Origin of the sequence: Sphingomonas glacialis (assembly GCF_006439055.1) — a bacterium.
Taxonomy (GTDB): domain Bacteria; phylum Pseudomonadota; class Alphaproteobacteria; order Sphingomonadales; family Sphingomonadaceae; genus Sphingomonas; species Sphingomonas glacialis_A.
This window is the reverse complement of sequence record NZ_RCZC01000004.1, coordinates 108,668-134,227: the sequence shown is the minus strand read 5'-3', so window position 1 is coordinate 134,227 and position 25,560 is coordinate 108,668. Positions and strand designations below refer to the sequence as shown.

General features: G+C 64.0%; 25 protein-coding genes. 10 read left to right on the top strand and 15 right to left on the bottom strand.

Annotated features, from left to right (window positions below):
* The first annotated feature begins 54 nt into the window (after positions 1-54).
* The 4 genes from EAH76_RS15205 to EAH76_RS15190 all read left to right on the top strand — a co-directional run bounded on the left by EAH76_RS15205 (position 55) and on the right by EAH76_RS15190 (position 4,357).
* Positions 55-363: a hypothetical protein gene (locus tag EAH76_RS15205; RefSeq protein WP_140851132.1), complete on the top strand. Its 309-nt coding sequence runs from the start codon at positions 55-57 to the stop codon at positions 361-363.
* Between the two features lie 430 nt (positions 364-793).
* A complete protein-coding gene (locus tag EAH76_RS15200; protein WP_140851131.1) occupies positions 794-2,083 on the top strand; it encodes a glycoside hydrolase family 130 protein in 1,290 nt (429 codons plus the stop codon).
* A 197-nt stretch (positions 2,084-2,280) separates the two neighbouring features.
* A complete protein-coding gene (locus EAH76_RS15195) occupies positions 2,281-3,177 on the top strand; it encodes a hypothetical protein (protein WP_140851130.1) in 897 nt (298 codons plus the stop codon).
* Between the two features lie 742 nt (positions 3,178-3,919).
* Positions 3,920-4,357 (top strand): DUF1304 family protein, encoded by a 438-nt coding sequence (locus EAH76_RS15190; protein ID WP_140851129.1) that lies wholly within the window; start codon positions 3,920-3,922, stop codon positions 4,355-4,357.
* Positions 4,358-4,360: 3 nt separating this feature from the next.
* Here EAH76_RS15190 and EAH76_RS15185 read toward each other — a convergent pair whose 3' ends face one another.
* The 9 genes from EAH76_RS15185 to EAH76_RS15145 all read right to left on the bottom strand — a co-directional run bounded on the left by EAH76_RS15185 (position 4,361) and on the right by EAH76_RS15145 (position 12,882).
* On the bottom strand, positions 4,361-5,968 hold the full coding sequence (locus EAH76_RS15185) for an MFS transporter (RefSeq protein ID WP_140851128.1): 1,608 nt from the start codon (positions 5,966-5,968) through the stop codon (positions 4,361-4,363).
* A gap of 48 nt (positions 5,969-6,016) precedes the next feature.
* Positions 6,017-6,886, bottom strand: coding sequence for an alpha/beta fold hydrolase (locus tag EAH76_RS15180; protein ID WP_140851127.1), 870 nt, complete (start codon positions 6,884-6,886; stop codon positions 6,017-6,019).
* A 317-nt stretch (positions 6,887-7,203) separates the two neighbouring features.
* The gene (locus EAH76_RS15175) at positions 7,204-7,599 is read right to left on the bottom strand and encodes a RidA family protein (protein ID WP_140851126.1); all 396 of its coding nucleotides are present in this window, start codon (positions 7,597-7,599) and stop codon (positions 7,204-7,206) included.
* The gene (locus tag EAH76_RS15170; RefSeq protein WP_347233107.1) at positions 7,599-8,054 is read right to left on the bottom strand and encodes a hypothetical protein; all 456 of its coding nucleotides are present in this window, start codon (positions 8,052-8,054) and stop codon (positions 7,599-7,601) included. Before EAH76_RS15170 ends, EAH76_RS15175 begins: the two co-directional genes overlap by 1 nt.
* A gap of 185 nt (positions 8,055-8,239) precedes the next feature.
* Positions 8,240-9,220 carry a hypothetical protein gene (locus EAH76_RS15165; RefSeq protein ID WP_140851124.1) on the bottom strand — a complete coding sequence of 327 codons (981 nt, stop codon included), beginning with the start codon at positions 9,218-9,220 and terminating at the stop codon, positions 8,240-8,242.
* 398 nt (positions 9,221-9,618) lie between these two features.
* Positions 9,619-10,440 carry an alpha/beta fold hydrolase gene (locus tag EAH76_RS15160; protein WP_140851123.1) on the bottom strand — a complete coding sequence of 274 codons (822 nt, stop codon included), beginning with the start codon at positions 10,438-10,440 and terminating at the stop codon, positions 9,619-9,621.
* A 539-nt stretch (positions 10,441-10,979) separates the two neighbouring features.
* Entirely contained in the window at positions 10,980-11,570 is a 591-nt protein-coding gene (locus EAH76_RS15155) for an arylesterase (protein ID WP_140851122.1), read from the bottom strand.
* Positions 11,571-11,929: 359 nt separating this feature from the next.
* Positions 11,930-12,460, bottom strand: coding sequence for a DUF6438 domain-containing protein (locus EAH76_RS15150; protein WP_140851121.1), 531 nt, complete (start codon positions 12,458-12,460; stop codon positions 11,930-11,932).
* A complete protein-coding gene (locus EAH76_RS15145) occupies positions 12,457-12,882 on the bottom strand; it encodes a hypothetical protein (protein ID WP_140851120.1) in 426 nt (141 codons plus the stop codon). The genes EAH76_RS15150 and EAH76_RS15145 overlap by 4 nt, the downstream gene beginning before the upstream one ends.
* Before the next feature lie 436 nt (positions 12,883-13,318).
* Between EAH76_RS15145 and EAH76_RS15140 the strand changes: the two genes are divergently transcribed.
* The 5 genes from EAH76_RS15140 (at position 13,319) to EAH76_RS23975 (ending at position 16,713) form a co-directional block, all read left to right on the top strand.
* Positions 13,319-14,827 carry a PAS domain S-box protein gene (locus EAH76_RS15140; RefSeq protein ID WP_140851119.1) on the top strand — a complete coding sequence of 503 codons (1,509 nt, stop codon included), beginning with the start codon at positions 13,319-13,321 and terminating at the stop codon, positions 14,825-14,827.
* Positions 14,828-14,948: 121 nt separating this feature from the next.
* The gene (locus EAH76_RS15135) at positions 14,949-15,206 is read left to right on the top strand and encodes a GlsB/YeaQ/YmgE family stress response membrane protein (protein ID WP_140851118.1); all 258 of its coding nucleotides are present in this window, start codon (positions 14,949-14,951) and stop codon (positions 15,204-15,206) included.
* A 64-nt stretch (positions 15,207-15,270) separates the two neighbouring features.
* Entirely contained in the window at positions 15,271-15,888 is a 618-nt protein-coding gene (locus EAH76_RS15130; RefSeq protein ID WP_140851117.1) for a general stress protein, read from the top strand.
* Positions 15,889-15,908: 20 nt separating this feature from the next.
* Entirely contained in the window at positions 15,909-16,217 is a 309-nt protein-coding gene (locus tag EAH76_RS15125; protein WP_140851116.1) for a hypothetical protein, read from the top strand.
* Between the two features lie 151 nt (positions 16,218-16,368).
* Positions 16,369-16,713, top strand: coding sequence for a low affinity iron permease family protein (locus EAH76_RS23975; protein WP_161989051.1), 345 nt, complete (start codon positions 16,369-16,371; stop codon positions 16,711-16,713).
* Positions 16,714-16,890: 177 nt separating this feature from the next.
* Here the strand turns inward: EAH76_RS23975 and EAH76_RS15115 are convergent, their stop codons facing one another.
* The 4 genes from EAH76_RS15115 to EAH76_RS15100 all read right to left on the bottom strand — a co-directional run bounded on the left by EAH76_RS15115 (position 16,891) and on the right by EAH76_RS15100 (position 22,055).
* Positions 16,891-17,721 (bottom strand): class I SAM-dependent methyltransferase, encoded by an 831-nt coding sequence (locus tag EAH76_RS15115; RefSeq protein ID WP_140851114.1) that lies wholly within the window; start codon positions 17,719-17,721, stop codon positions 16,891-16,893.
* Between the two features lie 77 nt (positions 17,722-17,798).
* Positions 17,799-19,343: an aldehyde dehydrogenase (NADP(+)) gene (locus EAH76_RS15110; protein ID WP_206667894.1), complete on the bottom strand. Its 1,545-nt coding sequence runs from the start codon at positions 19,341-19,343 to the stop codon at positions 17,799-17,801.
* A gap of 175 nt (positions 19,344-19,518) precedes the next feature.
* On the bottom strand, positions 19,519-20,145 hold the full coding sequence (locus tag EAH76_RS15105) for a response regulator transcription factor (protein WP_140851112.1): 627 nt from the start codon (positions 20,143-20,145) through the stop codon (positions 19,519-19,521).
* Positions 20,142-22,055 carry a sensor histidine kinase gene (locus EAH76_RS15100; RefSeq protein WP_140851111.1) on the bottom strand — a complete coding sequence of 638 codons (1,914 nt, stop codon included), beginning with the start codon at positions 22,053-22,055 and terminating at the stop codon, positions 20,142-20,144. The genes EAH76_RS15105 and EAH76_RS15100 overlap by 4 nt, the downstream gene beginning before the upstream one ends.
* Positions 22,056-22,992: 937 nt before the next feature.
* On the opposite strand from EAH76_RS15100, the gene EAH76_RS15095 reads away from it, so the two are divergent.
* Positions 22,993-23,382 (top strand): response regulator transcription factor, encoded by a 390-nt coding sequence (locus EAH76_RS15095; RefSeq protein ID WP_140851110.1) that lies wholly within the window; start codon positions 22,993-22,995, stop codon positions 23,380-23,382.
* 59 nt (positions 23,383-23,441) lie between these two features.
* On the opposite strand, the gene EAH76_RS15090 is transcribed toward EAH76_RS15095, so the two are convergent.
* Both EAH76_RS15090 and EAH76_RS15085 read right to left on the bottom strand, forming a co-directional pair.
* Positions 23,442-24,593: a GTP pyrophosphokinase gene (locus tag EAH76_RS15090; protein WP_140851109.1), complete on the bottom strand. Its 1,152-nt coding sequence runs from the start codon at positions 24,591-24,593 to the stop codon at positions 23,442-23,444.
* Positions 24,594-24,749: 156 nt separating this feature from the next.
* Complete coding sequence (locus EAH76_RS15085; protein WP_140851108.1) at positions 24,750-25,538, bottom strand: alpha/beta fold hydrolase; 789 nt, start codon at positions 25,536-25,538, stop codon at positions 24,750-24,752.
* Positions 25,539-25,560 lie beyond the last annotated feature (22 nt).

Sequence of the window (25,560 nt, the reverse complement as noted above, 5' to 3'; positions counted from 1 at the left end):
CACCCGTCCACAAGTCGTTATTCGACACGACGGCGTGCGAGAGGCAGAACAACGATGAGCATCGATCTGACGAACATCACTCCCGGCAAATCGCTGGCGATCTCCGTCTCCGGCACCGACTACGTTCGCCGGTCGGCGGAGGCAGGTGTCGAAGTGGGCATACTGGCACCCACCAAGCTCCAGAACGACGTAGCGGCAGGTCGCGAGACGGTAACCGGCGCGCTGAAGAGGGTCTCATCTGACACGCTCGAGGCCATCGAGGCGGCGTTGAAGAAGGCGAACTCCGCTGCATCCCTGGACACCTACGCGCCCGGGAACGGATGGCGCGACTCCGCAGGGACGATCTTCACGCTCATCGCGTGAACCTATCCGGAGCCCGCCAAGGCGGCGAAAATCAACAGCGTATAGACGCGCTTCGGACAGGTTCAGTCCCTCGTCTGCGCGCGATACCAGGAGCGCGATCTGCATTAATCGTAGCCTCCCCCGCCGTGTATGATCCGATCCTCTGCGCGACATACGGCTAGAATATCTCGAGGGGTATCACGGACGACTTCACCTTCTCATCGCTCGATCCTAGCCCGCGCGCTGATCCGTCAGGGGACGTTCCGGCACATGACCGGTGCCCTAACCGTCCGATCGGGAATCCAGTTGGCGGCAACTCATAATCAATTCGCTAGGTGCAGCCTCCCTCTCCGGGCGAACTGGAAGGGATCGTTCAACTGAGAGATCGCGCGTCGATCTGAAAGTCGGTATCCATGGCTCTGCCTAATAGGTGGCCACGGAGCCCGTTCCCATGTCCGACGATCTCTTCAAGTTTTCGAATTTGCACCTCCGCCCAGATCCGTCGCGTACGGTGATCAAGCCGTTCAGCGTGGAATATCCCGAGCCCTTCCGCGACACCGAGCATCCTCGCATGCGCCGAGTCGTGCAACGCGTGCTATCGCTAGACGAGACGTCGTGTCGCGGCGAGAGCAAGACAATGGTGGCCTCCCTCTCCGAACGCCATCGGAACGTCGAGGCTATGCTGCTGCGACGCTTCTTGGAAGTATGCGACTGCCTTCCCGACGAAGTCACCGCAGACCCCGAGCAGCAGCTTCTGATAGGTGCCTATCTCAGCGCCGAATATTCGTTCGAAGCGGCCGCACTGTTCAATCCGAGCATCGTGATGCGAATGAACCAAGACGGTGCGCCGTCCGATGGGCTGAACTTCATCCTCTCGCTTCGCGGCATCGGCGAAGGACACGTCTCGTCGGTGACATTCCGCACTGGCAGCTGGAGCGCGAGTGACGGCTTCAATGTTGACGATCCGAGTCCTTGGGTCACTTCGCCGCTCATCCAAGACGCCGGCGAAAGCGGCAAGGGCGTCACCAGAGTGATCTGCGAGGGCAGCCTGGAGCCGTCCGAAAGCGTTCTCTTCCCGGTCACCGCGAGCCAACGGCAGGGGATCGAAGACTTGCGCATGGTGAGGTTCATCGAGGAGGACGGCACGCCGAGTTTCCTTGGAACCTACACGGCGTACGACGGTCGCGACTCCCGATGCGAGCTGTTCCGCGGTACCGGCATCAACACCTTCGAAATGACCACACTTCAGGGATCGGTGCCCTCCAGCAAAGGGATGGCACTTTTCCCCCGCCGGGTCGACGGCCGCTTCAACATGATCGGGCGGCAGGACAATGAGAACCTCTGGCTGATAGAATCGGATGAGATCACGACCTGGAACGGCGGGACCAAGCTGATCGGCCCGCGTTTTCCGTGGGAGTTCGTCCAAATGGGAAATTGCGGATCGCCAATCGAGCTAAACGAGGGGTGGCTGCTCCTCACCCACGGCGTGGGCATGATGCGGAACTACTGCATGGGCGCGTGCCTGCTGGACAAGGCCGATCCTGAAAAGGTGCTGGCCCGCACACCCGAGCCGATCCTGCGCCCCAGCCCCAGCGAGCGCAGCGGCTACGTCCCGAACGTCGTCTATAGCTGCGGCGCGATCGTCCACGACCGCACACTGCTCCTGCCGTTCGGCGTGGCCGACAATTTTGCCAGCTTCGCCAGTTGCACGGTCGATGATCTACTCAGCAGGATGAGCTGACGATCGCAATTTGACTCCAGCGACCACGTGGCGGCGAACTTCGTGGCGCGCGCCAGTCCTGACACCGACCTATCGTCGAGGAAGATTTCGCGGCGCGTGGGAATGCGAATTACACATGCACATCCTTCCGTATAATATCCATTAGGTAACTCATCTGTCACTCTCGAGCATCTTCCAAGCTACGCGCGGAACCAGGTATGTTCGACGTGATCGCAATCACCCCACTTCTTCTAGCTGTCCTTGGTCTTGGCGCTTTCGCGCCCGAGACCGAGCCAGCCCCCCATACGCAACAATTCCACTCCAGACTGGGCGAGTGTCGGGTGACCGCCTTCGGACCCATCCGGAACGGCAGAACCGACACTTCCGCGTCTGCCATCAGGAAATCGGGCAACGCATTCCTCGTCGAGCGCGGACGATCCTCCGTGCTGATTGCTCCGATCTCGATGGGCGCCACCGAGCGCGTATCCATGATGTCCGGCCATGCAGTCCCGCAGGCGATCGTCCTAACGTCATTGGAGACATTGCAGCCCGGAGCATTAATGGAAGGGGGGAAGCCCGCTTATCCAAACACTTCTGTGTTCGTGGATCGCGCCCTCGTGGACGATCCGCCCACACCGAGCGAAGCGAAGGCCACGGCACGCTTGGTGTTGGCGGCCTATCATCGGATAGGGCGGCTTCGCCTCGTCGAGCCAGACGCCGATCTTCTGCCCGGCGTCAGAATCGCGATATCGCCTTACAAGGCACGTTCGGAGAGCCGGGTACGGATAAGCTGCGGTCAGGTCACGTTGATGGTTCTTCCAGCCCGAGAGGTGGCCTTCCAGGCTACGAATGACGGAATGGACAGGCGCGACGACCGGTTGCCGCACACATTGGCTTCCGACGCCTACGTACTCGCGTTGACGGACGGCGCCTTCCCCGGGATCGGGCGCATCTACATCGGACATGACGGTTACCACTGGGGCACCGTCGCCGCCCGCGCCCTCGGCGGAGTGCCGCGGCGCCGTGGAGAGGTCTTCGTGGAGGCGGCGGACGAAGGAGCGCCCACGCCTGCCCCAACACCTGTTGCCAGCCAACCGCCGGGCGGCGAGCCATAATGCTCGGTCTGATCCCGCCGAGGCGAGTGATGGCATCGCGCTGGCAATGATTTCGGCGGACAGTAATCGTACAGCGGCGTATCGTGGACGGGCCATGATCCAGTCCAGGCTTCTCGCTGATCGAGGGTCCTCGCCGTTCGACTCTGTCCTCACCTTGCTACACAAACGCCGCGAGACGGGGCGTCCACTACGCCACAATTCGGTGACCGTATCGGGTCACTACTCTTTACTGCGAAATCTCTGACAATACACGCTCAGACATCGTCAGAGTCCTGCGGTGGGAAGCCAGATCTGCCGATGGCAGCCATCAATCGGCTTCTAAAAGCGTCCTTCAGAACCATCTCTCAACGCTCGGCAGATGGCGGGGGGATAGAACACGACCCAGGCCAGGCGCGGATATGGCTTTTCCGCTCGAATGGTCTGCTCTGGTCGGTTCGTTCCGCAGAAGACGGACGCGAGTTGTACGTCGATCCTGTCCACGCGAATCTCCCGCCCCTGCCCGCGCGGCGAATGGCCGTTCCGGCGGAACGAGGCGTCGATGGCGGTTCAACCAGGCAGGAGATGCCGCTTCACTGGCGGTCGCGGAAATTACGCCTGTTCACGACCATCGGGGCGCGAGCAAGGTCGACCGCGAAGAGAGACCGACAGCGTCCGCGGGCAATGGGCGATACAAAAGTATAATGGCGTCCGGATCGTCTATCGATAGCCGGTAGGCAGATCCGCGTGCCTGCAGGAGACTCTCATGACCAACGCCGCCCGACTTCTGACCTGCATCATGATCGCCACCTACTTCGGCTTCTTCATGGTCGAGGCGGTGCTCTGGACCGTCCCTTGGGTGAACGCGATCCTGCTTCCTCAACTCAACCCCGACCTGCGCTACGCCCCGCACATGCAGGTCGAGATCCTTCGGGCGCTCTTCCTGAACCAGGGCGCCTATAATCTGCTGCTCGCCGTCGGCGGACTTCTCGGCCTCCGCCTCTGGGCGCACGGCGACGTGCGCGCCGGTCGGATATTGCTCCGATTCATCGCGCTATTCGCGATCGGCGCCGCCATCACACTGCTTGCCACCACACATGCCTATCTCCTTGGCGCCGTTCAGCTCCTAGTGCCTGCAGCGCTGCTGCCTCTGCTTCGCCGCGAGCTCGCGACCTCCTGCGCAGCCGGTTCACCCGCCGAATGACGGCTATTCGAACTCGGGAATGATCTCGTCGGACTCCGTCCCCCTCCGGGACGGTGCGACCGCCTCAATCAGCCACAAGCTCGACATCGCGCCGGCCAGCGCGATAACCGCCGCCACAGCGAACAGCGTCTGGTAGCCCGCGGCAAAGCCGGCGTGCGCGAGCGCAACCGATGTGCCGGGCAGGCGCGCGGCTGCCGACAGATCGCCGGACGCGATGAACGTGCTTGCCGAGGAGAGATCACGACCGCGGGGCCCGATCGGAGCCGCATCGAGGAAAGCGCTGATCCGTTCGAAAAGAATGGCGCCGAGCCCGGCGAAGCCGAGGACTATGCCGGCGAAGCGGACCGTGCCGCCCACCCCCGCCGCCATCCCGGCCCGGGCCGGCGGGATGACACTAAGGCCGACCTTTGCGGTCTCGCCGTTTAGGATACCCGCACCGATCCCGGCGATCGCCATCGCGATCAGCATGGGCCCTGGGGCGAACGCGGATGCCAGCGCGGAAAGCGCGAAGAGCCCGATGCTCACGAAGGTGAGCCCAAGCGCGAGTAGCGCGCGCCCGGTCATCCAGTGCGTCAGATACCGTGCGACCAGGCGCGGCACGATAAACAACGGCAGCGCCATCGGCACCATCATGAGGCCAGCCGTCGTCGGCGACACGTTCATCCCCCCTTGGAAGTACAGCGGTATGTACGTCAGCATCGTCAGGAGCGCCGCTGCGTACGTCAGACCAGCGAGATTGGCCCCGACGTAGGTCGGCAGACGGAAGAAGCTGAGGTCGAGCATCGGACGGGCCTGATGCGTCTCGACCAAGCCGAACACGATAAACAGGATGACCGAGACCGATAGCGTGGCCACCACCAGAGGATCCGACCAGCCGCGATGATTGCCCGAGATCAGCGCGAACGTGAGCAGGAAGAGCGCAGCGGCGAAGGATCCCGCGCCGGCGACATCGACCTTGGCGCTGTCGGGATCACGGGATTCAGGAACGGCACGCACGCTCAGCGCTATCATGACGATTCCGACCGGCACGTTGACGTAGAAGGCCCATTCCCAGCCGAGCGTCTGGGTGAGGACGCCGCCCACGAGCGGACCAAGCGTGATCGCGATGCCGATGACGGAACCCCAGAATGCGAACGCGGGCGCTCGCTCGGCGCCTTGGAATTCCTTCGATAGAAGTGCGAGCGCGGCGCTCAGCAGCAGCGCGGCCCCCACCCCCTGCATGGCACGGGCGGCGTTCAGGATCACAGCCGTCGGAGCTGCGCCACAGAGGAAGGAGGCGAGCGTGAAGACGGCAAGCCCCACGACGAGGATCCGTTTGCGTCCGTAGCGGTCGGCGAGCGCCCCCGCAGGCATCACGAGGGCAGCAAACGTCAAGGTGTAGGCACTGATCACCCACTCGATCGCCGCGAAATCCGCGTGGAGCGCCCGCCCGATGGAAGGCAGAGAGACCGCCACGATGTTGCCGTCCAGATTGATCATGAACGATGGGACGGACACGCACAGTAGAAGCAGCCGCTTCGATTGAGCTCCGCCGCGTACCTCGGATGGTCTCTTGTCGGTGCGGTCGCTCGTGCGGGCGGCCGACACGGCCGCGGAAAGGTCTTCGGGCATCGTCCGCGCTCCAATGTCTTCTCCGCAGACGCGGCGAAGGTCCGGTGATCAAGCAAGCATCTCCCTGGCGACGAGACCAGGGAGGTCGGCCTGCAACCAGTGTCCTGCGCGGAGGAGTGAAAACGAGGCGTTCCGAAAGTGCGAGGCGCGATCGCGCCCGACGTCGGTGGTTACGTACGGGTCATATTCACCCCAGATTACCTTCACCGGCATCTCCAACGTCTTGAGCTCCGGCAGATGCTTCGAGTTGCGCGCTAGTTCGGCATAGAACTCAGAAGCCAGCGAAATGAACGCGGGCCCGCTGCTGGGCTCTTCGATGAAATTGTCCGCGATGACCCGTCCCACGCCGACGTTGAACCGATCACGCTGGTCGGTCGGCTGAGCCGAACTGAACCGGTTCTTCTGCCATGCCAGCAGCCAGCCGAACTGCGCAGGGCTTTGCGCGATGGCCCGCGCCAGCGGCGCCATACTCTGATTTGCGAACAGGCTAACCATCTCAGGCCACGTCACGGGAAAGGCATCGTCGTAACCCGAGTTTAGGATGACCAGCTCAGCGACGTGATCGGGATGCGCAAGCGTATAGTTGATCGCCGTCGGACCCGACGAATCATGCGCGACCGGCACGAATTTTCCAAGCCCGAGTTCATCGACCACGGCTGCCAGATCACGCAGCTGGTCTTGAAAGGTATACGTCGCCCCCAGCGGCTTCTCGGACTGGCCGAACCCAAGGAAGTCGAAGGTCACCACCCGCCGTCCCGCAGCGGTTAGGAACGGCACCAGAGCATCGTATATATGCAGGTTGTCGGGGAAGCCGTGCATCAGAACGAACGTCGGCGCCGCACCGGCATAGTCCCGGACGTAGAGCTTGCCCTGATCGCGCGATACTAGATGCTCGCTATAGGCGGCCCTGGCGGTCATGATTTACCCTTTTCCAAGAAGGAAAGCCTTCGACCGCATAACGCCGGCCGTATCGAGAATCCTCCGTTGGGGTCTGGTGCGCAAGTATACTGGCGTATCGTGCGACACGGGCAGCTTGCCATTGCCGAGCAATTATTCCTGGCGCTTCGCGCCGTTGCCAGAGTCCTCGATCCGCGCCAGGGCCGGGTCGACGACGCTGGCTCATGTCCACGATGTTGCCCGCGTTGTGATCTCTAACGATTTTGATCGCGACGGGAGCGCGGCCAGACCGAGAAGTCTGCCTACCCGCTGCCTCACGCGCGTCGTGGACGGCGAGACTAGGGCAGCAACGCTATCGCGTCGATCTCGACGAGTAGGCCGTGATGAAGCTCCGGCACTGGGACCACCGTGCGAGCGGGTCGGATGTCACCCAACATCGTGGCATAGACTGCGTTGAAACGCGACCAGTGATCGACCCCAACGATATAGACGGTGATTTTCACGAGGTTCGCCGGAACCGCTCCGGCGCCCTTTACTACCGCGAGTACGTTTGTGATCGCCTGGCGTGCTTGATCATCAAACGACGCGTCGGCGAGCTTCGCTCCGTCCGCATCGATAGGCAGCTGCCCAGATACGTACAGGAGACCTCCCGCGGCGATCGCCTGACTGTAATGTCCGGCGGGCGTCGGCGCTGCAGTGGTCAGGATCGTTCTCGCAAGCTGCGGATCGCTCATTACCATCCTCCAAAATGAGGCCATATGGCTGTCCAAAGATTAGCCGAGCCGTTGACGACGTGGTAGCGGTCATGCTGCGCACCGGTGGCGCAGGAATGGTTGGGCAGATTGCGGGCCCTCCTGCCGATCGCAAGGTCGGGCGGCATGCCTAGAGAGCCGGGACGGATTGTCATGATGCCGGGTTCTAAGCTGCACTCCGAAACGATTACGTTCCTATAAGGATTGGCGGACAGGTCGCAGACGAGGCCGTAGCCCTGATCAACCTCATGCTTCGCGGCGCCGCAATCGCGCGCCATCGCCATCCAGCCCGCATCGGCCAGAATCCATCCCTTGTTATGCTGGTGGCTGATGCCGGTCGCGAGCACCGACAGCGCGATATCCTCGATGCAACAAACGCCGATGCCGGCCATCGCCAAATCGAAGAAGCCAAATATTCCTGCCCGCACCTCGACCACGCCACTAGGATCCTCTGCTGCACGCGGCACGACATGCCAAAGCACGGAACGGCCGCGTCCCGACAGGGGTCGGTTTCTCTCACACCGGATCGGCCAGCAGAGTTTAGCGTGGTCCGGGTCGCTGCGCATCGTGCACAATCGAACAAAATGCCGCACCGGGGTCCGGAGTGGCTGCCGTTCCACCGTCAGAACCAGACGTCGCCGGGTGACAGCGAAATCGCACGCCGCTCCTCCAGGTCATCGACGTATTCCTGCCAACGGTCACGCCCCATCCGAAGCGAGCAGTATCCCGCGGCCATCGCCGAGAACGCCCTCAGGACGACCTCGAGGTCGTCGATGAAACCATCGACGAGCTTGGGGACGGACCGCCCGTAGGCGAGATAGATGGCATCGCGATAATTCGCCTTCCCCCGGTACCTGGAGGCCTCGTGGAGAAACGAGATGCTTCTCTTGCCGAGCGCGCCATCCCGCAGTTCGCGGGCGGCCTTGGTGCGAAAGCTGTCCACCCCGAGCGCGCGAAAGTCGGTGGACTGCCGAACGCGCTGCTCGACGTTCCACTGCTCCCATCCGGCCGTGCCGGACAGATACTCCGCGTGGCAGCCCCACGCCTGCTCGAGGGTGGTCGGGACGGTAGTCAGCGAGTGCGTGCCGCGAGCCTTGGGCGCGATCAACTCCTGCTTCACCCGCGCCGCAACCAGACTGCCGAGGCGATCCGCGAACGGCGGCATCGCGAGCCCCGTCACGGCGAACTGCCTGTCCCATTGCGTCGCGGTGGCGGCATGCGTCTCCGGGAAAGACCCGTCGTTGGCCGCGATCATAGCCGAGGCGGCGCCGTACACGCCGTAGTACCAAGTCACGATCCCGACCCGCGCGACGTCGGCCTTGTTCGGCACGGTGGCCAGCGCTTTGAGCGCCGCTATCTGATTAAGGGAGAAGAGCAGCTGCTCGAGGACGGAATTCAGCTGCCTTTCGGGCAGATCCTTGCGCTGCACCTTCTGATAGAATGTCCGTGCGGATCGGAAATCCACACTCAGTTCGGTCACGAGGATCGCCTGCGCCCGCATCCAGTTGAGCGTCGATGGCAGTGCGAACACGGCGTCCGGGATGTCGCGGGGCGCCTCGGTCAGCGTGCCGTGTTCGCGCATGCGCGAATAGAGCGAGGTCATTCCGGGCACGCCTTCTGCAAAAACAGACTTTCTATCCGCTACCTGTCAGATTCCAAGCGCTTCGCGAACAGCGATCGGCGTGATCGGAACGGCCTCGGCCGCAGATCCACGACCACCTCGAGCGCGTTGGCTCTCGCCTGACCAACGCTCGTCCCCGGCTCGCCGAGCCCCACAGAAGCGCGAACACCCTCGACGAACCCTGTCTGCAGCTCGATAACATCACCCGTTTAGGCAAAGGGGGCCTCGAGGTCATCGAGTCCGCCCCTTCGCTCGCGCGTCCCCGAGCGACCCTCCACCTTTACGGGCAAAGCTCCAGCGAATGCTGCGGAGGCGCACCTGACGTGCTCGATCAGCAGAAGAGAGGCAGGCCGGGTGCGTGCCCGACCTGCCGATCCACTTCAGCTCTTGAGGAATGCAAGCAGATCCGCGTTCACCTTGTCCGCATGCGTGACGCACATGCCGTGCGGGGCGCCCGGATAGACCTTGAGTTCCGCCTTCGGCAGCAGCTTGATCTGCTTGCGAGCGGCGATGTCGATCGGAACGATCTGATCGTCCTCCCCGTGCAGGATCAGCGTCGGGATCGTCATCTTCTTGAGATCGTCCGTGAAGTCGGTCTCGGAGAAGGCCTTGATGCAGTCGTACTCACCCTTGAAGCCGCCCATCATGCCCTGCTGCACGAACGAGCCGATCTGGCCCTGCGAGACCTTCGCGCCGGGCCGGTTGTAGCCGAAGAAAGGGTGCGCAAGCCCCTCGAAGAAGGCCGGGCGATCGCCGAGGAAGCCGGCCCGCAAACCGTCGAACACGCTCATCGGCGCGGCATTCGGATTGGTCGGCGTCTGGAGCATCTGGGGCGGCACGGCTCCGATGAGGACTGCCTTCTTCACTCGCGCGGTGCCATGACGACCGACGTAGCGGGCGACTTCGCCACCACCCGTCGAATGGCCGACCATGGTCGCACCCTCGACGTTCAGCGTCTCCAGCAGCGTCGCGAGGTCGTCGGCATAGGTGTCCATGTCGTTGCCGTTCCACGTCTGCTCCGAGCGGCCATGGCTGCGGCGATCATGGGCGATCACGCGGAACCCGTGCATGCCAAGGAAGAACATCTGGGCATCCCATGCGTCGGCCGTTAGCGGCCAGCCGTGCGAGAAGGTCACCACGGGGCCGGTTCCCCAGTCCTTGTAGAAGATCTTCGTGCCGTCCTTCATCGTTGCCGTCGTCATTGGATCGGTTCCTTTCGTGGGTATCCTGGGAATGGAGTGGCGGCCGGATTGGGCGTGCGCTGCCCAGGGCGCGGCCAGGACCGCCGCGACGCCCGTTGCCGTTGCAAGAACCTCCCGGCGGGAAGTCTTTGATCCGATGGTTTCGCTTCTCTCGGTCAAATCAGCCTCCCTTGCCGTGCGGGATCCGCGAGGAATCGCACAGTCGTCCGAACCTCGAGGCCGGAGCGGCTCGTGGTGGCGCTCACCACGATGTCCGTCGACGCGGACAGCGGCAATTATACCTCAGTGTGAAACGAGGAGGGGCGCAGCGAGGTCGAACGAAGGATCAATGACCGCAGACAGATGGGATCTTGCCCTCGCGGACACCTCGGGCCCGCGCACCAGAGCACGAGATAGCCAGTCGAGCTGCCGCCTTGCCGCCGCCGACCGGCCTACCAACTGAAAATCCCGACCAAGCAGCTTCGCTGGCTCGTCTACGACGGGGTTCCCGGCGCGTCCCGGAACTATCGGTTGCCCCTCAATCTAAAGCGCATGTGCGGCTAGGCGGCCGCACGCGCGGTTGCGATCAACGCCGCTTGTACATGTGGCAGAATCGACCGCGCGACCACCTCGATGGCTTTGGCATTGGGATGTACGCGGTCCGCGAGGGTGTAGCCGTTGCGCCCCGCCACCCCGGCGAGGAAAGACGGATAGAGTGGAACCGCGTGACGATCGGCGACGTCCGGGTGGACCGCGTTGAAGCGGCGCGCGGTATCGCCAAGAAAGGGCGGCGCAACCATGCCGGCCAGCAGCACCGGGATGCTGCAACGCCCGAGTTCCGCCACGATCCAATCGAGGTTGTCGCGCATCCGCACCGGGTCCTGTCCACGCAGCATATCGTTCGCGCCGAGTTCCACGATTGCCAGGTCAGGCCTGGCCGTCAGGCTGGCGAGGACCCGCGGTAGACGTGCGCGACCGCTCGTCGTCGTGTCACCCGACACGCCGGCGTTCCACACCTGCGCAGCAGGCGCGGTATGCTGGAGGAGGATCTCCAATCGCGCCGGGAACGCCTCTTCCCGACGAAGGCCATAGCCCGCCGTCAGGCTGTCGCCGAAGGCGAAGACGAACGGGGTGCCGGCGCCGCCGGTCATCGACCGGAACGCCTGGGTCTATGGACTGCAGTGAAGGGCCGACGACGGCGACCGCTGGCGAGCACAAGCGGCGGCATTCTGTTCGGACCGCGCGCCACCCGAGCGGAAATCATAAGCATTTCAGGCTCCTGGATACCTTTTATGACATAGGTATTTGAGCTGAATTTCGCTAGGTGACCGGACGCGCGCCTGGCAAACTGACCAAGGCTCGGTGGGATTGCCCGGCGGCTCGAAAACGGCTTCTGGACTTCCTTCCCGGACGTACCCGTCTGTTCAACCGTCGAAGAATCTCAGTCTGGTTCGGTATTGTCGGATCCAACTGAACCGAACGAAACGGCTGATTCAGGAATGGCCTGCCCTCACCCGCGGGAGAAGCCGGGCCGTGTCAGCTGCCGAGCGAACTCATCGATCTTGAGGTGCTCGGCCGCTCCCTGCAGGACCGCGTTCAAGGCGTCGTTGCGTTCCGATCGGCATCCGCGATCATGCTCCAGCGTCGTAACCGTGCCATCCGACGTGGTCCAAACGATCCTATAGTGCTGCTGGTCGCTGATGCGCGTCGTGCAGGCGGTCTCAGCAGTGGTGCCAGCCGCCGGGCGATAGGAGGCCAGCTGCGTGGCGAAGGCCCGATAGGCCGCGGCGTCGAGCGTCAGCGACTTCCGGCCGAGCGTCGCCGTGTGGCGGAGGCCATCGAACGTCACCTGTCCATGGGAGGTGATCGCGGCATTGTAGACGGGACAGAAGCCGAAGCATGGGCCGACCTCATAGGAGATAGTCTCCGCGGCGACCGGTGCGACCTCCGTCCTCGGCGCACCGTCGCGGCCCGCGCACGCTGAGAGGCTCAAAAGGGAGGCCGCAGCGATCACGGCGGCGCTGGAGTGGCGGTTGATCAACGGACGCCCTTCGGAAGCGAGTAGACAGGGCAGTAGCGATAGGCGGTCTTCGGTCCCTTCGTCGCCACCGAGAACGTCAACGCATCCTGGATGTCGATCGTCTGCCGCTCGACGACGCGAGGCGCGGAGCCGACGCCGGCATCGACGCACGACTGTTTCACGACGTAACTGCTGCCGCGACGGCTGAGGATCCTCGCACGGCAGGCATGCGTGTGCGCGTCACTGATGCCGACTCCATCGTACTTCCGGATCGCCGCGTTCGGAGCGTCGCCGCACGCCGTGCCCTTGGCAACGTAGATGCCCGGCTTTAAACGATAGACGCCGCCGGGTGGTGAACTCCGGTCGACACTCGCCGAAGCGCTCGCCGACAGTGTTCCGACCGCGACCGCGATCACCAATACACGCAGCTTGGCGCCATCCATTATCATTTCGTCATCCCTCTAGATTGGCCTTCGTCATAGAGCCTGGGCCATGAACCGCCCACAACGTTACCAGCTCGGCATTGCAACAACAGCACGCGGTTCTGTCGCAAGCAGTCCTGAGGCAACCGCGTGTTGAAAAGGATCCGGCCCGCCCACGAGCCGCGATGACTATCTGAAGATCCTGGCGTGAATGGCACGACCTGCCCGTCCTCGTCGTTGATCGTGCTGAGCAGATGGACATGTTCGCAACGCAGTCGTTTTTCGCCTCGCGCTGAAACAAGTTCGACGCACCGATGCCGCGTGGCCGTCGCGCGGAGCAGTGCCAACCGATCATCGAAAAGCGGTCGCCGAACTATCAAGTCGCTGAGGTGTTCTACCGCGTTCAAGGCGGGTCATCCGGTCAGGTCCGCCGGTGACAGTCGAGGGAGCGGTGACGATGGCTAAGGCGAAAGCGGGCGCTGCAGATGCCGACGAACAGCCTGATAGGGAGCAGCTCCATCGCATCGTCGAGGGACTTAGCGACGGCGTTGTGCTGATCGAGCCCGATGGCCGCATAACCTGGGCCAACAACGCTGCGCTGACCATGCACGGCTGCGCGGAAGTGGCCGAGCTCGGCGCCACCGTGAAGGACTACCAGGACCGTTTCGACCTGCAGCTGCGCGACGGCCAGCCGCTTCCCAAGACCGCTTATCCCATGGACCGGCTGTGTCGCGGGGAATCCTTCGAGGATGTGGTGCTTGAAGTGCGCAGGGCCGGTCAGGCCGAACCCGACCCCGACTGGGTGCATCGCGAGCGCGGCTTCGTCCTTGACCGCGATGGCGAAGCGGATTGCCTGGTGCTCATCATCTGCGACGCGACCGAGGCGTTCGAGGCGGAGGAGCGCTTCGAGAGCATGTTCAACGCCAACCCCGCCCCCGCGCTCATCGTCCGACTGGCCGACCTGCGCTATGTCCGCGTCAACGAGGGTTTCCTGGAACTCTCGGGCTGGGAGCGCGACCAGATCGTCGGGCGTTCGATCTACGAGTTCGACATTCTCGGGCAGGCGGCCGAGCGCGATAAGGCAAAGGTCCGCCTGTCGCAGGGCGATACGATACCGCAGATGGAGGCGGACCTGCCGCTGCCCAACGACAACAGTAAGCTCGTGCTTCTAGCCGGGCATCCGGCCGAGATGCCCAACAACGAGCCGTGCATGATCTTCACTTTTGCCGACCTCGAGCCACGCCGACGCGCCGAGATGGCACTGCGCCAGAGCGAGGAGCGCTTCGCCACTGCATTCCGCCTCGCGCCGGTGCCGATGCTGCTGACCAGCCTCGACGGACACCGCATCCTCAACGTCAACCACGCGTTCCTCGAACTGACCGACTGGGGGCACGACAGCGTAGTCGGGCGCAAGCCCGCTGAGATCGAATTGTTCGAGAGTTCGGGGACTAGGCGGGAGATCGAGAAGAAGGTGTCGGAGAGCGGTTCGTTCCGCGGCTACGAATTGCAGGTGAAGACGCGCACCGGCACGCTCGTCACCTGTCTCGCATCCGCCGATACCGTCAGCATCAACGGCCAGTACTGCATCCTCGCCGCGTTCCAAGACATAAGCGAACGCAAGCGAACCGAACTCGATCTGATCGCAGCGATCGAGGGCGCAATGCAGGACTCGAGCTGGCTCAGCCAGAAGATTATGGACAGGATGGCAGCGCTGCGCGGCGGGCAACCGAAGCCTGGTCCATCAGGGCCCTCCGTGGAGCTCACCCCGCGCGAACGCGAGGTGCTGGCACTGATCACCCGTGGCAAGACCGACGACGCGATCGCGGACGCGCTGTCGCTAAAGCGCAACACGGTGCGCAACCACGTGGCGCGGCTCTACGCCAAGATCGGTGTCCACAATCGTGCGGAGGCAGTCATCTGGGCACGCGACCGGGGGCATCAACTCGGACTCGATACCGCGATCTAAACAGACGAATTGATACAGAGGCACCCATAGAACGGGTGCCTCCGCATCTTTGGTGCACCCGTCCGCTCCCCTAACTTCTCGATCATCCGGACGACGCGTCCGGTCTGAGAGGAGAAGGTCAATGTCCATTCTCGCATGGATCATCCTGGGTCTCGTCGCCGGCTTCATCGGTAGCAAGATCGTGAACAAGAGTGGCGAGGGCGTGCTGCTCGACATCGTGCTCGGCGTCGTCGGCGCTGTTGTCAGCGGCTTCCTGTTCAACACCCTCGGCGCGGCAGGTGTCACGGGGCTGAACATCTACAGCCTCGTCGTCGCGGTCATCGGCGCGATCGTCGTTCTGGTCCTGTATCACCTGGTGGTCCGGGGCACTGCCCGCTGAATATCCGTCTTCAAACGAAATGACGATCCGGGCGGCTGTCGCCCGGACATAGGAGAGAAGCACCATGACACAGACAATCACCGGCCTATTCGACCATTACGACGACGCCCGCCGCGCAGTGCAGGATCTGGAGGCGGCAGGAGTCGCGCACCGCGACATCAGCATCGTCGGTCATGACAAGGGCGAGCACGTGGGCAAGGAGCGTGTAGGCGATGTCGCGGACCCCGCCGCCGAGGATGCGGGCAAGGGCGCCGGGATCGGCGCCACCGTCGGCGGCGTCGGTGGTCTGCTTGCCGGGCTCGGCCTGCTTGCCATCCCCGGTATCGGTCCGGTCGTGGCAGCCGGATGGCTGGCGGCGACCGCAGCCGGAGCGGTCGGCGGCGGCTTGATCGGCGGCGCGACGGGTGGCCTCATCGGTGCGCTGACCCACGCCGGCGTCCCCGAGAACGACGCGCATGTCTATGCCGAGGGCGTCCGCCGTGGCGGTACGCTCGTCACCGCCAAAGTGAACGAGCCTCTGGTGTCGACGGCGCGCAACATCCTCGCAGACGATCGGACGGTGAACGTCGCTGAACGTCGCAACGCATACGAGACGCAGGGCTGGAGCAACTTCGACGAAGCGGCTCCCGCCTACACCGACAGCGACATCGCCACAGAGCGCGCGCGCTACGACCGCGTCTGAACCAAAAAGAAGGACTGCACATGCGTATCACCACAGCAATGCTGCTCGGGGCTGCCATCCTGGCGACGCCCGCGTTCGCTCAGACCGCGCCGGCAAAGAACAACGCCGCGATCAAGACCGCCCATACCATAGACGATGGCGGTTCGCGGCGGGGCGCCAACTCGTTCACACAGGCCCAGGCGCGTGAACACATCGCCAAGTCCGGCTTCACCGACGTGTCGGCTCTGACGAAGGACCAGCACGGGGTGTGGCGCGGTACCGCGAAGAAGGGCGGAAACACCGTCCATGTCGGGCTCGACTTCAAGGGCAACGTGTCCACCGGCAAGTGACCTAAGCGCGGTGGCGACGCGCGGCTTCGCCGCGCGCCGCCACCTACCCCGCTCGTCCCGACTCAGGGATCAAGGCCGATCGCCTGGAGATCCCGCACGGCCAAGGCGGCACCGAGGAGACCGAAATGTCGAAGACCCTGTACAATTTCGGGTGCAAGGTGTCCGCATTGGGGGCCAATCTCGCCGGCCACCCATTTGCGATCTTCACGGTAGCCGTTGCTGCGCGGCATGGTTCATCGTCGGCGGTACGGCCGCCGAAAACACGCTGACGCTCGTCCTGTCGGTCCTAGCCATCACGCTCACGCAGATGGTGCTTAACCAGCAGCGGCTGAACGAACGCGCGCTCCACATGAAGATCGACGAACTGGTATTCGCGATGAAGGGGGCTCGCGATGAGATCGCAGGCATCGAAGGCAAGACCGAAGAGGAGCTGGAGGCGCTTCGTCGAAGCGGCGACATCGCCGACGATGTCCTCAAGGCGCGTCACAAGGATTAGTCTGGGTCCGATTATCCGCAAGCCGATCGTCGGACGCGATACGCAGCGGACGCGGATCACCGGCATCGAAGAGAGACCATTTCACGCGGGTTCTGGCGTGCGGTCGACCAGTCCGATGATGTACGCGAGGCGCGTGGCCTCTTAAGACCGGCATCAGCCAGCTTCCAGCCGCAACGCTCAGCGTCGAAGCAGCACCGCCTCCAGGATCGCGGCCCGACGTTCCTCCAGGTTGTAGAGCAGGTTCCGACTCATGACGGAGAAATCGGGGCCCATGGCAAGGGATAGGCCAAGCATCGATTTGACAGGCGAGTTCATCGCGGAGGCGGCCCGCGCCAACGACCAGGCAATGCTTTCTTCGGTGCGGTCGATCCAGGATTGGACCGCGAACCCCTGATCGATAACGACATCCCTGAATTGCTGCTTGGTAAGCAGAAAACTGGTGTCCGGGCCAGCAGACCATGGCACGGGGAAGTGGATCGGGCTCACCTCCCCGGCGACCACATCGTAGCTCGCGAACCGCCCCCCGGGTTTGAGAACGCGCGCCACCTCACGGTACAGCCCCGGGCGGTCGGAGATGTTCATCGCGACGTGCTGGGTCCACACGATGTCGAAGCTGCCGTCGGCGAAAGGGAGCGAAAGCGCATTGCCGACCTGGTAGCGAACCCGGTCGGACAGCCCCATGCGCTCCGCGAGGTAGCCAGCGACCTCCACGTAGGACGGGCTGAGGTCGACGCCTTCGACGCTGCAGCCGAACGCATCCGCGAGGTAGCGGGACGGTCCGCCGAGACCGGAGCCGATGTCGAGCACCACGTCGCCGGCGGCGGGGGCCACCGCCTTTGCCAGATCGATCGTCGCGATCAGGCCGCGGGAGTGGAACTGGTCAAGCGCTGCCAGATCCTCGGAAGTGATGCGGCCCTCGTCCAGACCCAGGTCGGCCAGCGCCTTAGACACGCTTCCGGTCAGGCCTTTGCGATCATAGTGCCCTACTACTGCGATGGGATCGGTCATGTCTGTATCCAAGCGGCGCACGGATCAGTGTCCTGGGGAAGAAAATATGCAACGGCAAATGGAGGCACTCAGCCAGCTCACCCGCCGTCGACCATCCTTGGCACTCCGTCGGGGTTAGCATCCTTCAGCGCGGCTGGAAGCAACGCATCCGGCATTCCCTGGTAACTCACCGGCCGAAGGAATCGGGCGATCGCGAGACTCCCGACCGACGTCCACCGGCTGTCGGAGGTCGATGGGAACGGCCCGCCGTGGACCATTGCGTGTCCGACCTCGACCCCCGTCGGGAAGCCGTTGACGATGATGCGACCGGCCTTGCGCTCCAATAGCGGAAGCAGGCGCGCGGCAGCCTCAACATCCTCCCCGCCGATCTGCATGGTCGCCGTCAGCTGGCCTTCCAGCCTGGTCATCACCTCGACAATCGACGCCTCATCCGGGCACTTCACCACGAGGGCGGCAGCGCCGAAGATTTCGCCCTGCAGCTCCTCCGAAGCCAGGAAGTCCGCCGGTGTCGTGCTGAAGAGGCCGGCCCGGCCCTGGTTGAAGTGCCCGCGCAGACCGCGAGCGAGCGTCGTCACGGCCGGGTGCGCGGCCATCCTCTCGACGCCCGCCTCGTACGCCTCGTGAATGTCCGCCGTCAGCATCGTCGCCGCGGACGTCGGCATGAGTAGCTTCGCCGAGGCCAGGAGGAATCGCTCGAGCGCCGGACTTTCGACCGCGATGATCAAGCCCGCGTTCGTGCAGAGCTGCCCCCCGCCGAGCGTGAGGGATTCAATGAATTCCGCGGCGATCTGTTCGGCCCGCTCCTCGAGCGCCCCCGGAAGGAGGATGACCGGATTGACCGAACTCATCTCGGCATAGACCGGTATCGGCTCGGGCCGCCCCTGCGCGATCGCCAACAGCGCCATTCCGCCACGCCTGGATCCCGTGAACGCCACCGCCTTCATCCGCGGATCCGCGACGAGCTCGCGTCCGATGTCGAGGCCGCTATCGAAGATGAGCGAGAACACGCCCGCTGGAAGTCCCACCTGCGCGACGGCCTCATTGACCGCACGCCCCATCATCTCCGACGTTCCGGGGTGCGCGGGATGGGCCTTCGCAACAACGGGCGCGCCCGCCGCGAGGGCCGATGCCGTGTCGCCGCCGGCAACCGAGAAGGCCAGCGGGAAGTTCGAGGCGCCGAAGACGGCGACCGGGCCCAGCGGTATGTTGCGCATCCGAATGTCGACGCGCGGCGGCTGGCGCTGTGGAAGGGCCAGATCCACGCGGGCGCCGACATAGCCGCCGTCGCGCACAACGTCCGCGAACATCCTGAGCTGACGGATGGTTCGCATGCGCTCTCCCTCCAGACGGTTCTGGGGCAGGCCGGTCTCGAGGACGCATCGGTCGACGAGCGCGTCGCCCAGAGCCTCGACGCGCTCGGCGATAGCGTCGAGCAGCGCCGCGCGGATGGCGGGAGCCGTCTCGCGAAAGTCGTCGAATACATCCGACGCCAGGGCGCAGGCCGATTCGAGGTCCGAGGGCGTCGCGCCGCCGAAGATCGGCTGCAGCGGGTGCCCTGTGTTCGGGTCGATCGCGGACAGGCTACCGCCTCTCCCATTCACGGCCTGGCCACCGATGAACATGCTTCCGGTAATGGTCACTTGAGCGGTCTCCGGATCGCCGGAACGCCGCGCGGGACAAGATCGTCCCGACCGGCGGCACTGGCGTCTGAGCTCGGACCATCGCGGGCTGGAGGACTCAAACCAAGTATCCGTTCGTATAGCAGCTAGCCTGCGTCGAAGCCTCGCCGCTCAGTTCTCAGCGGCTGGCGTCGGCTAGCGCCGATGCGGAACGCACCAGATCGGGCAGCGTGCGCACGCCCATCTTGCGCATCATGGTGCCACGGTGGACCTTTACCGTGATCTCGCTGAGGTTGAGATGGCCCGCGACCTGCTTGTTCATCAGCCCCTTGCAAACCAGCGTCATGACCTCGCGCTCCCGGCTCGTCAGGCTCGCGTATCGCTCATTCAAGTCCCGCATCTCGGTCTCGGCCTCGTAGCGCGCACGGTCCCGCTCCAGCGCGGCGCGCACGCTCTCGAACAGCTGCTCGTCCTCGAAGGGCTTGACCAGGAAGTCGACGGCACCGGCCTTGAGGCCGCGTATCGACGACGTCACGTCGGGTTCGCCGGTCATCAGTACGACCGGCATCAGGATACCGATCTGCTCCAACTCCGCCTGGAGATCGAGGCCGTTGCCCCCGGGGAAGCGGATGTCCAGCAGGAGGCACCCGCAGGCCTCGGGCACCCACGCGTCCAGGAATTCCTGCGGGGACGCGAAGCCCGCGGCAGCGATGTCGGCGGACTGCAGCAGATTGCAGAGACCGTCGCGAAGCGCGTCATCGTCATCGATCACGTGGACGATGGGTGTGGTGACTGCAGTCGTCATGTCGTTGGTTCCAAGTCGAAAATTGGGAGGCTGAACCGCATGCAGGCTCCGCCCCCGGGAGCATCGTCGGCCCAGATCCTGCCACCGTGACGGCCGACGATCGAGGAGCAGACGGAGAGACCGAGGCCCATTCCATCGGACTTGGTCGTCACGAACGCGGTGAAGAGATTGCCGATGATGTCGGGAGCGATCCCCGGGCCGCAATCGCTGACGGATATCAGCGCGCGCCCTTCCGCCGGCACGCACTCGACGCGGAGCCAGCGGTCCCCCACCCCCGTCTCCTCCATCGCCTGGAGTCCATTGATCACGAGGTTGATGATGACCTGCTGGATCTGCACCCGGTCGGCTTCCACGAACACCGAACGCGCAGCGATCTCGCTCGAGAGCTCGCTCTCATGCCGCTTTATCTCGTTCCGAAGCAGTTCGAGCGTCTCGCGCACCAGCGTGCACATGTCGAACGACTGAACCACCGGTGCCTGCTTCTTCGCAAGTGCGCGGATACCCTGGATGACCGTCCCGGCACGTCGGGTCTCCTCGACGATGGCCTCGAGCGAGCGCACCGCTTGGTCGATCTGCGGTTCGGGCCGCCTGATCCACCGCAGGCTGGCCTGCGCGTTCGATAGGATCCCCGCCAGCGGCTGGTTCACCTCATGGGCGATCGATGCAGTCAGCTCTCCAAGGGCGGTGAGGCGCGTCGCATGGGCGAGATCCACCTGCGTCGCCTGCAGAGCCGCCTGGGCCTCGTTGCGAGCGGTCAGATCCGAGACCGCGACGAAGATGCTGTCGCGCGCCGAGGACTCCGGTGGAAACGCAGTGGAGAAGAGTACGTCGAGCTTGGTTCCGTCGAGCTTGCACAGCGACACCTCGGTGACGAACCTCGGCACGTTCGCGATCGCGGCGCAGATGGAATCGGCGAAGCTGCCTTCGCTCTCCACGGGCCACACGCGACTGACCGGGCCGATTATGTCCTGCTTGGTGGCCGCACCGAACATCTCCAACGTAGCGTCGTTGACATCGATGACCCGGGTGAGGTCGATCGCCTCGCGAATGAAGCCCGGGTTATCGATCATGTAGCGACGCATGTCGGTGACCCCCGACCGGTAGAGGGCGCTGGTACGGACCTTGACGGCCGAGAAGTCGCACTCCCAGATCGAAACCCCCGTAGCCTGGAAGATGTGCCGCGAGCGCGCCGCGCTGCGCCGGATCTCGAGGTCCGCCTCGTGTCGCGCCGTGATGTCGTTGGCAGTCGTGAGCACACCCGTCGGCTTATGCCGGTCGTCGCGCAGCAGGAGGCACCTGCAGTGGACGATCAAGTTGCGGCCATCCCTCGACCGGGTGACGATCTCCCCCTGCCAGAGTCCGTCGTCCGCGAATTCTGGGTGGTCGACGGAAGGCAACGCGACATCGGTGGTCATCAGCTCACTTGCCAGCCGACCCAAGGCCTGATCGGGATCCCAGCCATAGAGATCGGTGGCGCCCTTGTTCCAATAGATCACCACACCTTCGAGATCGGTCACCACGACGATGTCATGCGCCTGGTCCAGCGCAGTCGTGTAACCCCGCAGCGTCTCCGAAGCGGTCAGTCCCTTCCACGCGAAGATGGCGACCGAGACGATCGCGGTCATGCCGACGCACGAACGGACGAGTGGCTCTCCGGGCCGCTCGAACCCATGTGCCGTCAGATAGCCGATGACGACCAGCGTCGCACAGATGACGGCCGCCGCTAGGACCCAAGACTTTCGCTGCGCCCTCGCCGCAAGTAGGATCACCACGCCGTAGCCGACACCTACCGCGAAGACCTGCCGGCCCCACACGTCGATCGCGAAGACGACCGCGGCCACCACGACGCAGCTCAGCAGGATGCGGCGATAGTCGGACCGCGAACGTGCGACGTGAGAAGCGAAGCTCATGGCGCGGCCGTCAGGCCGGCGACACCTACGATGCCGGATCCGCAGGAGGCGCCGGCGCGGTCAGAAACCCCGGCGGCGGAACCGGGGTTCGACCGTTCCGGTTTGCGCACGGTGATCGAAGTCCGGTCCAAAACGATTCCCCCGACCTTCCCAAACCGCGAAAGGGCCTGCGCCTTCACGTGTTCGGCTTCCGGCCCCTAGATTCGGATCATATCGACATTTCGTGTCCACACGACAAGTCGCGACGATACCGCGTTCTGCCCTCTGCCGCCGAGGCCGTCGAGGTACACCACCGTATAATTGCCTCTTCCGAGCAGAGTGTTCAGCGTCGAGGGCATACGACAAGCCGGGAACTTCCGGGAGATCCAGCGTCGCGCAGCGATGCCAGGTTTAGCAAAAAGGACAGGCACATGACCATGATCGCCTCTGGAAGCCGCAACATCTTCGCCCGCCACGAGTGCCATCAAGGTAAGACAAACGAACTCGACTTCTGCCGAGATCCACACTTCTAGCCATAGCGGCAGTGCGCGACCCCCTCCCCGCGTACCGCCGGCTCCCCGCGCAAAGCACCGGGGAGTTCGTTCGGTGCCGGCCGCGTCCCGCCTCCCAAAGCGCGGCCGCGCCGGACGACTAGCAAGTCCCCCCAGGTGGCAGCTCGCGCGAGCGGCCGGTAGCTTTCGGCCATGCTGCGACGGTCCGGCGACCGCGACCTCGCAGCAGAACCCCCAACTCGGTTCCATCGGGTCTGGCCAATGCGCCTCGGGCGGCAGTAGGCAGGATCCTCGGATGAAAGATGCAACGATCTTGAAGACAGCAGACAGGACGTCCCGGTGATGCTTCATCCACTGGAGACCCCACCCCATCGGAACGCGGCGACTTCGTCCGTTTCACATCCATGTATAGTGTTCGGAGCCGAGAAACGCCCTAAGAGGGTGCGATGCGATTAACAGACGAATCCGCGGTAATCGCGATCATCGACGATGACGAGCCGCTGCGCGGAGCGCTCGACAACCTGATCCGCTCCTGCGGGTTCCGGACGATGCCGTTCCCTTCCGCCGAGACCTTCCTCGCGATGCCGCGCTGCGAGCGTGTCGATGTGATCGTCACCGACTTCGGCATGCCGGGCATGAGCGGCCTGGAGCTCCTGAAGACGATAAAGGAGCGCGGCGACGTCGCCCCGGTCATCCTGATCTCGGCCCACGCGGACGAGCAACTCGTCGGCCAGGCGCTCGGTCTCGGCGCCATAGCGTGCCTGCAGAAGCCCTTCGACGATGAAACGCTGCTCGCGGAGATCGATCGTGGGCTCGGGGCAGCTGGGAAGCGGTAGCGTATCCCGGCTCCAGCCGGACTGGGCGGCGCCGGTTCTTTCGCCGGACAGATCGGCCGTCAACGGCGACGCGGCCCCCTTCCCTTCGGCGAAATCTGTGCTGGCGCCCGTTCGGTGCCGGCGGGTTGATCGACGTCGGAGGCCAACCAAGCGTCGAAGTTTTTCCGGGCGACGGTGTTCAGGATGGTTGCGAAGGAATCACGGTTTGCAGCGTAAAGCGCGTGTCGCATCTCGGTGAACGCGTTGAACTTCTCCGTCTTCCCATCCGCCAGAAGCTGCGCCTTGTAGCGGCGAACCGTGCCTATCCACGTCACGAGGTACCTGTTGAACTTGCCACGGCTGATGCCGGGCTCGCGCTTGACCACCTCCGCGGTGAAGCCATCGATCTTCCTTGGCTCGAACTCAACGTCCTTGAAGAAGTGGTGGGCGATCCGCAGCAGCCTGAACGAATCCAGCGGCGCGAACTGGCCTGGTTCGACATCGGCGTCGGGTACGCCGCCGACTGCATGCTCCCCGCTATCGCCTGCAGCCTGGATCTCGGCTTCGGCGGCGGCCTTCCGCAGCTCGACCTGGGTTTCGTCCCGAACCTGCCGAAATTCCCGATCCGCGAGCTCGAACAACGCCGCAAGCGTGTTTATCCGACGCCGGAGGGGAGCCGGGATCGACTTCTTGTACTGTATCTCGTGATCGAGCGTGCTCCAGGAATCCTGCATTATGGTCCGGATCTGCAGCTCGAAGCGATCGGACGCGTAAAGATCGTACCCCGGCATCGCGGCTCGATCCGGCCGCAGCTTCAGGTCCAGGTGGAGTCCCTTGTACCCGAACACGTCCTCGGTGCCTTCGACCTCCGCCGTCTTGTCGGTCTCCCCCACCACTTCGAAATTCTCGCGGACCATGGCTCCGATGCGTTCGATCTGATCCTCGTAAAGGCATATCAGCCGGAGGCCGATGAGGTCGGTGATGTGGTCACGGATCTCGTATGGCTGTTCGCGTTCCTCCAGCTCACCCTGGTATTTCCGCGCGAACTTCTTGATCGATTCCTCGCGGTCCTTGATCCGGCCGATAGAGGTCACCGGCCCATGCTGGCCATGGGTGAGCAGCGACCGGAGCAGCGTCAAGAACGCGCCCTTCGCCTGTTCGAGGTGTACCGCACTATCATCGTAATAGTCGCGAAACGCGGCCTTTTCGGCATCGAAATCCAGCGATGGCATGCAATGGTCCCCCGTATCGCACAAGACCACGGGGAACCCTCACGACCAAGCGAAATTCCGCGCCGACTCGAAAGTGCGGTGAGCACCGAGTTGCGCGCGCGCGTCGGGGTCAGACCGAACGGCGAGGCGGGCTGCGCGCGGCAGCCCGCCCGGTTTCTATCCCGCCACCCGCTCGATGGCGGCGACGAGTTCCGCCGGATGCGTGATGAATGGCGTGTGGCCACTATCGATCGATGTCTCTAAGCGTACCGGCGTGGCCTTGACCATCTGGGCCTGTAGGCCGGGGCTGACGACCTGGTCGCGCGCAGTGTGGACGTAGACCTTGTCCACGCTCCCGAACCGCGCCGCCGTCAGATGGACCGGTTCGGCGAGCGGTCCGAGCGGTTCGTCGACGATTGCCTTGGCCACCATCTCGCCGACCTCGGAGGGCGCGTCGTTCGCGAACAGACCTCCGCGCCCCGCGTAGGCGATCTGGGCGATGCCGTGCTCCTTGTCGATCTTGAGAAGCGGGCCGACCTTGCTACCCGCGTCCGTCGTCGCCAGGCCGAGCAGGGACTGCCCGTCCTGCGGCAGATAGGCGGCGACGTACACCAGTGTCTTGATCTTGCTCGGCTCCGCTTCGGCTTCGGCGGAGATCGGGAAACCAGCGAAGCTGTGACCGACGAGGACGACCTTGCCCTTCTCCTGGTTGACCACCGCCGAGACGGCCTTCTGGTACAGCTCAAGGTTCACCTTGTCAGGTGCGGCGGGATTACCCGGTCGGCCCGGCAGGCTCACCGTGCGTACGCGATAGCCATCCTTCTTCAGGCCGGCCTCGACCTGTCCCCAAACACCTGCGGTCTCCCAGGCGCCGTGGACCAGGACGACGGCCGTCTTGGTCTGCGCCAGCGCCGCCGTGGACGAGGCGGCGAGTGCCAAAGCGGATACGACCGAGAGCATCTTCATCGAAATTCCCCTACGCATTGCC